The sequence below is a fragment of the Asticcacaulis benevestitus DSM 16100 = ATCC BAA-896 genome (assembly GCF_000376105.1).
In the GTDB taxonomy this organism is placed as follows: domain Bacteria; phylum Pseudomonadota; class Alphaproteobacteria; order Caulobacterales; family Caulobacteraceae; genus Asticcacaulis; species Asticcacaulis benevestitus.
In genome coordinates this window covers 66,103-74,755 of record NZ_AQWM01000019.1, presented here as the reverse complement: position 1 = coordinate 74,755, position 8,653 = coordinate 66,103, and the positions used below count along the sequence as shown (strand labels likewise).

Sequence of the window (8,653 nt, the reverse complement as noted above, 5' to 3'; positions counted from 1 at the left end):
AGACAGCACATTCTTCACTTTAAAATATGTCGCCCAGCAGCTTGAGGAAGACGAAGATCTCCTACGCGAAATAACCATAGAAATGTTCTCTGAGGACGGTTGCTTTACCGTTTACGACGATTACCCAGCCGATGAGACAAAGGAGTCGATCACAGTTTTTACCACAGATGGGATCGACTACCTGATCGAGGCTCTGAAAGACAATCGGGATCACTACGTCGAGCAACGTACGAAAACTGAATTGTTCTACGCCAAAAAATGAATACACCCCTGTGGCCTTGGGCGAATGGGTACACTAAACCAGAGCAAGCTGTAGGTAGAATCCGAGCCTGTTCAAGGCTTACGGATACGCCTAGGTAAACTGTGATTGTTGTTCGCGGTTCGACCGCTTTCAAGGGACCGCAGATGTTGAAGGTATTGATCGTTGAAGACGACCTGATGATTGCGGACATGACCGAAGAATTCCTGGTCGCGTCCGGTTACGAGGTTTCCGGAATCGCCAGAACCGTCAATCAGGCCGTGGTTCTGGCAAAACTTGATCCACCGGATCTGGCGATCATCGATCTGCGTCTCGCAGCCGGTGGGTTTGGTACGGATGTCGCGCTCGAGTTGCAAAAACTCAAAAGAACGGGCATTCTGTTCGCCAGCGGCAACGTCTCGCAATTCGACCTGACATCAGATGACGGCGATGGCTCGTTGGTGAAGCCTTATCTGACAAAAGACCTTTTGTGCTCCCTGAGTATCATTCGTGAAATCGTCGCCACCGGGTCGAGTGCCCTGCCCCATCCGCGCGGTTTCAAGCTGTTGAAACCCGCCGCCGCAGATCGCAAGGCACTGCATGCCAGATAACACCATCGCACGAGTCCATAAACTGCTCCGGCAGCAGGCTGCGATTGCCAGCTTCGGCAGCTTTGCGCTCCGTGAGGGTGATCTGCATAAGATCCTGACGGAAGCGGCAAGGGTCTGCGCCTCCGGGCTGGATGTGCCCTTCAGCAAGGTATGCCGCTATCGCTCCGACGAAAATGACCTTCTGGTTGAGGCAGGGCATGGTTGGAAGCCCGGCGTCATCGGCAATGTCGTCTCAAGGGCTGATGAAAGTTCACCGCAAGGCCGCGCTTTTATTACCGGAGAGCCGTCCATCTCCAATGACTTACGCAAAGACACCACCTTCAAGCTGCCGGCGTTTTACGCAGAGCACGGCATAATTTCGACCGTGGACGTCGTGATCCACATCAAGGACAACCAGCCTTACGGCGTGCTTGAAATCGACAACAATGTGCAGCAAGACTACGACCAGCATGACATCGACTTCCTGACAGGTTTTGCCAATGTCCTCGCCGAAGCAGTCGCAACCTCGGCCCGCATAGAGCTGCTCCAGACGACCATCCTGCAGATGAAAGCGCTCGTTGAGGAAAAGGACCGGCTGCTCGATCAAAAAAAGGTATTGGCAGAGGAACTCCAGCACAGGGTTCGCAACAATCTTCAGCTCATCTATGGCATGTTGACCAAGCAGTTGGATGACACCAGTGACGAATCCGGCCAACGCGGCCTCAGAGCAATTGCCAGGCGCGTGTTCACTCTGGCCAAGGTCTACGAAAATCTGCTGGGCGCCGAGATGACTCACACAACTGATTTCTGCGTCTACGTGAAGTCTTTATGCGTCAATCTGGCCGAGATTCAGGACGGCAATACAGACAATATCGATCTAACCTGCGACTGCGAGTCCATGACGCTCGATCTGGATATGGTGACGGCCCTGGGCATAATCGTCGCGGAGCTTGTCACCAATAGCTATGACCACGCTTTCCCTGCTGGAAACGGCGCTATCGCGGTGTCTTTGATCGGCGGAATAGCAGGTATGCCTGGCAGGGCGCGCCTAACAGTAGGCGATGATGGTACGGGCTTTGTCGAGAAAATCGGCAGTAAACGCCACGGTGTGGGTCTCGTTCGCCGCCTTGTCGAGCAGATCGGTGGCGACATCAATCTGGTGTCGGATCAGGGCACGCTCTGGACCATCACCTTCCCCATAGCGACACCCTCCACAGACTTGCCGCAGGCAGCTTAGCGCATAAGCCCGTCAGGCCTTGTTGTCGGGTTCAGTGCTACCCACCAGCCGCCCCAGTTCCGGCAATGACTTAGCTCCCAGTTTTCGCATGATCGACGCGCGGTGGCTCTCCACCGTCCGTTGGCTTATGCCAATTTCGGCCGCTATGTTTTTACTGGCGTATCCTGCCAGTACCAAGGCCATGATTTCTCTTTGCCGGGGCGTAAGCCTGGCAATATGCTCAGCTGCGGATCTGTGTACGTGATCCAGCTTGTTTATATGTCGCGATGCCGTGACGGCAAGTTCGACGCAGTCGACCAGGCGGCGGCGGGTGACCGGCTTTTCAAGGAAATCCGACGCGCCCGCCTTCATGGCTTCTACTGCCATGGCGACATCGCTGTGTCCTGTAATCATGACGATTGGTATTTTACTGCCGGTTTTTCGGAGCTTTTGTAGAAGTTCCAGTCCGCTCATGCCAGGCAAACGGGCATCTAATAGCAGGCACTCGCCCTCGCCCGGTTTGTACAACTTGAGAAACGCTTCGCTGTTATCGTAGTCCTCGACAACCAGCCCTTCGGCCTCCAGCAGATAACGTATGCCGTCGCGGACCAGACAGTCGTCATCGATGATGTAAATGACTGGACGCGCTTCCGTAGTGTTTTGCGGGCGAGTGATTGCAGCGTCTAGACCGCCGGTTCGCACCGACATCCCGACGGGGGGTGAACTATGTTTCGGACCTGAATAAGAAGCTGTCTGTACCAACGGGTTACCGCTTCTGGCATTTCAACGAACCGCACTTGCTGCCGAATTATCCGGCTGACAGAGGTGAGTCTGCGTATATTCCGACCCTATCACAGTTTTCGCAATTGGAGATATTATTGATCCCTGACTTCTCGCGTTTCGAGAAAGTATAGCAACACATGCGATCGTTATTTGAGGCTGAGTTGCGGCCCAATCCAAAGAGTACTGGAGCCCTTCTATGCGTCTCGCCAATTTTATTCGCGAAAACGTCACCCCGATAGTTACCGATTGGGAGGGTTTTGCAAAAACATTGACGCCGTCTGGTGAGCATAGGGGGCCTTTGGTCATACGTGACCATATCCATGAACTTCTTGATTTTATCGCCGCGGACATCGAATCCGCCCAGACCGACGGTGAACAGGTCGAGAAGTCCCGCGGCGAAAAGCCCGAAGATCATTATCCAACTGCCGCCGAGGTCCACGCCTCCTTACGCTATGACGGTGGCTTCAACATGGATCAGATGGTCTCTGAATATCGCGCGCTGCGGACCAGCGTGGTCCGGCTTTGGAAGGACTCAGGTCTTGCGATCACCGTGCAGGACTTTGACGATCTCACACGCTTTAACGAGTCGATTGATCAGGCGCTCAAAGAATCGATTGCCGATTATTCGAAGAAACTCGAACTCTCCAGAAACTTGTTTCTCGGCATCCTCAGCCACGATTTGCGTAACCCCCTTGGTGCCATCTCAATGTCGGCTGGATTGACGATGAAAATCGGAGAGCTTAGGGAGCGTCAGCTTATGCTGCAGACCCAGATTGTCGAGAGCGCCGGCCGAGCCAATGACATCGTCGCCAACCTGTTAGACCTTACGCGCGCCCGTCTGGGATCTGGCTTGCCGATAATCAAGCATTCCATGGATATGGGCTTTGTCAGCCGCCAACTGGTTGATGAGATGCGCGCCCTGCACCCGGGCCGGGAATTTCTTCTAACCATTTTGGGTGAGGTGAGCGGACTCTGGGATAAGGCCAGAATAGGCCAGGTGTTTTCCAACCTGATTGGCAACGCTGTCCAATATGGCTTCAGAAGTGCGCCCATAACGATACGCGTGGAAGGCGCACCTCGCGAGGTCGTTTTGTCAGTGCACAACGAAGGCGTTCCGATCGCACCTGACGCCTTGCTCACAATCTTCAACTCGCTTACGCGATCACAATCAAATGACGAAACCAAAAGTCAGCCGCTTTCAACGAACTTAGGCCTTGGCCTTTTCATCACGAAAGAAATCGTCACCGCACACGGCGGTACAATCAGCGTGTCATCGTCTGAGAGAGACGGCACCCTGTTCAGGGCTTGTTTCCCAAGGGCGAGTAAAATCGTGAGCCTTAAAAGCAAAACATCTGGCGAAACACATGGCCCAGTAACTGCAGACGCACAGGCGTAACAAGTGCAATAGCCATCACGATCCTCATCCCGGCGATAGACTCCGAGTGTCCGGGATGACGCGGTCTCCTTGTCGTTATTGAGGTCTGTCCGGACAGCTAGGCCACCGGCCCATTTTTGCCGACTGAGTTCACTTCATGGCTTTTAGTAGCCTGCGGTTGTAAAGTTTCAACTAATTGCAAACCTCCTCATCGCTCATTAATGCGCATATGCAATCCTTTGCATAACGATGCAGCGAATGGGGACTAATGTGCGCGGCCTAAAAAAGATAACAGACTGGTTCGACCCAATAGCGATCGTTGTAGGTAGTGCAATTTTCATAGCTTCGCTGGTGGCGGCGCTTTTGCTGTACAATCAGATGATTGGACAATTTAATGCCCTTATAAGGGCGCGCTTGCTAAATACGGCCGTACTGGCCGCCTCGCTCACGGATGGAGACGTCCACCAGACCATCATTAGGCAAGACCAGAAATCGAGCGCCGAATATGCGCGTTTGCGTGCACCGTATATGCAAATCCTACGGGCCAATGACGACCTGCTCTATGTCTACACAGTAGTCAAATGCGGCCGAAAAATATGCATCATAATGGATTCCGAATTGCCCAGAGCGGGGGAGCATATCGTGCCTTCAGATATAATGGAGGTCTATCGTCGCCCCTCAACTACCATCCTTAAGGCTCTAGACCGCGCCCACGCCGAGGTAGAGGTCAAACCTTATACCGATGAATACGGAACGTTTCTAAGTGCCTATGCTCCGATCTATACGAGCGATCATAAATACCTTGGTCTCGTTGGCGTCGACATGAGCTATCGCCGCTACTCAGCCGAGGTGCTTCGCATACGTGAAGCCCTCGTGGCTGGCATAGTCGTCGCTGGCCTGCTTTCCATTTTGGTTGCTTTCGTCATCACCGTGCTTCGACATAAAAACATTCAGCTTCAGTCCAAATACCGCGCCATTATAACAAACATACCCGCTGTGGTATTTCAGTGCCAACTTGATCAACATCTAACCATGACGTTCATCAATGATTACATCATGACGCTGACTGGTTATCCTGCAAGCGATCTGATCGGAAACAAAGTACGGGATTTCCTGAGCCTCGTCCCCTCAGAGGATCGCGCGGCGGTGAAGGCCGGAATCTTCAAATCACTTGAGAGCAGTGATCGGTTTGAGATTGAATGCCGCCTCATACCGCGCGCCCAAGAATCCGGCAGCACAGTCATACTGCGCCCAATATGGGTGCGCATTAGCGGCGTTCGCCTAACGACTGCAGACGACAATATTCCCGTCATAGAAGGCTATATGCAAAACGTCACCTTACGGAAGGCAACAGAAGCCAAGGTAGCCGAAAGCGAAAGACAATATCGCACTCTGGCAGACAGCATGCCCAACTTTTTATGGATCACAAACGTGTATGGCGACACAATTTTCTACAATAACACTTGGCTCACCTATGTCGGCGCTACGCTTGATGACGAAATCGATGCCGGGTGGCTGTGCCATATTCATCCTGAAGACAAGGACGCATGCCTAAAGAAATTCATCGACGCCTTGGCTGAAGAACGAACATTTCAATGCTGGTTCCGACTCTTGGGGAAGGACGGAGGATACCGCTGGCTGCTAAGTGTCTGCACACCGCGTTTCAGTTCTTCAGGCAAGTGTGATGGCTTTATTTCAGCGGCCACTGACATCACCGAGCGAAAATCCTTTGAAGCTGAACTTAGACGCACCAATCAGCAACTTGAATTGTATTTCAGGCACACCCCGGCAGCGATAGCTGTTTTTGACAATCAAATGCGTTACCTTATGGTCTCGGAGCGCTGGAAAACGGACTATGATCTCGGCGACATAGAAGTGATTGGGCGCTCACATTATGACGTTTTCCCTGAAGTCCCAGACCGTTGGCGCGAGCTTCATCAAAGGTGCCTGTCTGGCGAAATCATCAGCAATCCTGAAGACTGTTTTGTCCGCGCCAACGGCGAAACAAATTGGATGGCCTTTGCTCTGCATCCCTGGATGGATGATGGCCAGACCAAGGGCATGATTATGTTTACAGAGGTCGTGACCGAACGAAAGCTGCTCGATGACGAACTCAAGCAGCATCGCGACCACCTTGAAACCCTGGTGGCGGCGCAAACTCATCAGATGCGTTTGGAAACAGACAAGAATATTCTTTTGAGGACGCTGATAACCTCTGCCAACGAAGCCCGCGATCTGCAAACCGCCCTAGAGGGCTGCCTTGAGGAAATCTGCCAGTATACTGGATGGAAGATGGGGCACTGCTATCGCTTCGACGACATACACGAAAATCTGGTTTCTACTCGCGCATGGTCAGCAAAGGCACACAGTGACTATGCCGATGTGGTGCAATGGGTGAACCAATTCGCGCTTCCATTGACCGAGCTTAACGCGGTACCGGTAAAGGTCGCTAATACCGGCGCTAAGGTATGGCTCAAAAGCCATGATTTTAACAATCCGTCGTCCCGTACTTTCAAACTACATGCGGCGGGCCTTACCGGTGTCGTGGCTTTTCCAATCTGTATTGCAGGTGAAGTTAAGGGCGTCTTCGAATTCTTCGATACTCAGGCGATCGTTCGCGATAATGGCCTTGCCACCCTGCTCATCGATATCGGCCTGCAGATGGGCAGGGTGTTTGAACGCTTCCAGAACGAACAGCGTCTTCGAAGCGCAAAGGAGGTGGCCGAGCAGTCTGTGCGAGCGAAATCGGACTTCCTATCGAACATGTCACATGAGTTGCGCACCCCCATGCACGCAATTCTAAACTACGCCGGAATGGGACAGAAACGGCTGTCAGGCCTTTCTCCCGAAAACGATGGGGTTGCCAAGCTCGACAAATATTTCGGCAATATACAGACGGCAGGAAAGCGCCTGTTGGACCTGCTTAACAATCTTCTCGACCTTGCCAAACTTGAATCCGGCAAAATGACGTTTGCAATTGAAGCCCATGATTTGCTGCATGTGGTCGACCAAACGGTCATGGAACTCGATCCTCTGCTCAAGGCTAAATCCCTACGACTCGAAATCAACAATGAGGCGCCCTCCACAATTGCACCGTTTGATCGGCCGAAGCTCGTCCAGGTCGCGATCAATCTGTTCTCCAACGCCATCAAATTCAGCCCCGAGGGCTCAACACTTCACGTTGCTATTACTGCCACGCAACGTGATGATACGCCTGTCCTCAGGTTCACACTGACAGATGAAGGTCTCGGGATCCCCGACGGTGAACTGGAGCAAATCTTCGAGCCCTTCATCCAGTCAAGCCATACGAAATCAGGCGCAGGGGGCACCGGCCTCGGTCTGTCAATTTGTAAGAAAATTATATCGGCTCATAGTGGTCGTATCTGGGCAGAGAACGCGCCAGGTAAGGGGGCACGCTTGAGTTTTGACCTGCCGCGAGATGCAATTTGCGGCCGCTACGAGGCTGTGTTCACCCAAGAAATAGATCAAATTCCTCTTTTAACGGACCCTATCCATGTCTGACATCTTTCCAAGGCCCAAAGTCCTTGCTGTCGATGACGAGGCTTTCAACCTGGACATCATAGGTGAGCTTTTGGAAGATGCCGGCTATGAGGTGTTTCAATCAACCGACGGCGAAGCCGCACTTTGCATGCTTGAAGACCATCTGGATATTGACGTCATTGTTCTTGACCGGATGATGCCGCGCATGGATGGCATGACTTGCCTTTCCCGCTTAAAAGATGACCCACGCTTTGCGCATATTCCGGTTATAATGCAGACGGCTGCTGCGTCACATGAACAGGTACGCCAGGGAATAGACGGTGGCGTTTTCTATTATCTGACCAAACCCTATGACGAGGCGGTTCTGGTCAGTCTTGTCCGAGCCGCTTTAGCTGAAGGCCGACAAAAAGCAGCACTGAAAGCCGAGGTTCACCAAAACAAGCATATTATGGGCTTGATGCGCGGACTCCAGTTTCGATTTCGGACGCTTAGCGAGGCGCGGGCCTTGGCCATTTTTATTGCTAACTGTTTTCCTACACCGGAACGCGTTGTCTACGGTCTCAGCGAATTAATGATCAATGCCATTGAACATGGAAATCTGTCTATCAGTTACGCTGAAAAGACAAACTTGGTGCTTAACAATTGCTGGCAAGAAGAAGTGGAACGCAGACTATCGCTTCCAGAACAGCTCGAGCGATACTGCGAGATAAGTCTGGAAGCCGCTTCTGATAAGATGAGTGTTAAAATCACTGACCTTGGAGAGGGATTCGACTTCGAAAAATTCCTCGACATAAGCCCGGAGCGCGCCACTGACCCGCACGGAAGGGGTATCGCCACGGCTCGGCTAATATCATTCGATACATTGAGTTATAGCGATAGTGGTCGCACGGTTACATGTTTTGTGAATAATATTTGAATTTTAAACAGTTTATTTTAAACGCCCCTCTATA

7 protein-coding genes are annotated in these 8,653 nt (G+C 52.2%); 6 read left to right on the top strand and 1 reads right to left on the bottom strand.

Annotated elements, in window-relative coordinates; genetic code table 11:
• From B060_RS24945 to B060_RS0116280, 3 genes are all read left to right on the top strand, one after another.
• Positions 1-262 (top strand): hypothetical protein (locus B060_RS24945; protein ID WP_018082871.1); only part of this gene is annotated, 262 nt, incomplete at its 5' end.
• 143 nt (positions 263-405) lie between these two features.
• Positions 406-849: a response regulator gene (locus B060_RS24940; RefSeq protein WP_023447292.1), complete on the top strand. Its 444-nt coding sequence runs from the start codon at positions 406-408 to the stop codon at positions 847-849.
• Positions 839-2,065 carry a histidine kinase dimerization/phosphoacceptor domain -containing protein gene (locus B060_RS0116280; RefSeq protein ID WP_018082869.1) on the top strand — a complete coding sequence of 409 codons (1,227 nt, stop codon included), beginning with the start codon at positions 839-841 and terminating at the stop codon, positions 2,063-2,065. Before B060_RS24940 ends, B060_RS0116280 begins: the two co-directional genes overlap by 11 nt.
• A 12-nt stretch (positions 2,066-2,077) precedes the next feature.
• Here B060_RS0116280 and B060_RS0116275 read toward each other — a convergent pair whose 3' ends face one another.
• On the bottom strand, positions 2,078-2,752 hold the full coding sequence (locus tag B060_RS0116275; RefSeq protein ID WP_018082868.1) for a response regulator transcription factor: 675 nt from the start codon (positions 2,750-2,752) through the stop codon (positions 2,078-2,080).
• Between the two features lie 271 nt (positions 2,753-3,023).
• Between B060_RS0116275 and B060_RS0116270 the strand changes: the two genes are divergently transcribed.
• From B060_RS0116270 to B060_RS0116260, 3 genes are all read left to right on the top strand, one after another.
• On the top strand, positions 3,024-4,223 hold the full coding sequence (locus B060_RS0116270) for a sensor histidine kinase (RefSeq protein ID WP_018082867.1): 1,200 nt from the start codon (positions 3,024-3,026) through the stop codon (positions 4,221-4,223).
• A 249-nt stretch (positions 4,224-4,472) separates the two neighbouring features.
• Positions 4,473-7,724, top strand: a complete 3,252-nt coding sequence (locus B060_RS26220) for a PAS domain S-box protein (protein WP_162149116.1) — start codon at positions 4,473-4,475, stop codon at positions 7,722-7,724.
• A complete protein-coding gene (locus B060_RS0116260) occupies positions 7,717-8,619 on the top strand; it encodes an ATP-binding response regulator (RefSeq protein ID WP_018082865.1) in 903 nt (300 codons plus the stop codon). Before B060_RS26220 ends, B060_RS0116260 begins: the two co-directional genes overlap by 8 nt.
• The last annotated feature ends 34 nt before the right edge of the window (positions 8,620-8,653 follow it).

Coding starts and splice junctions, on each gene's coding strand:
- B060_RS24940 (WP_023447292.1), top strand. CDS start 406: ATGTTGAAGGTATTGATCGTTGAAGACGACCTGATGATTGCGGACATG.
- B060_RS0116280 (WP_018082869.1), top strand. CDS start 839: ATGCCAGATAACACCATCGCACGAGTCCATAAACTGCTCCGGCAGCAG.
- B060_RS0116275 (WP_018082868.1), bottom strand. CDS start 2,752: ATGTCGGTGCGAACCGGCGGTCTAGACGCTGCAATCACTCGCCCGCAA.
- B060_RS0116270 (WP_018082867.1), top strand. CDS start 3,024: ATGCGTCTCGCCAATTTTATTCGCGAAAACGTCACCCCGATAGTTACC.
- B060_RS0116260 (WP_018082865.1), top strand. CDS start 7,717: ATGTCTGACATCTTTCCAAGGCCCAAAGTCCTTGCTGTCGATGACGAG.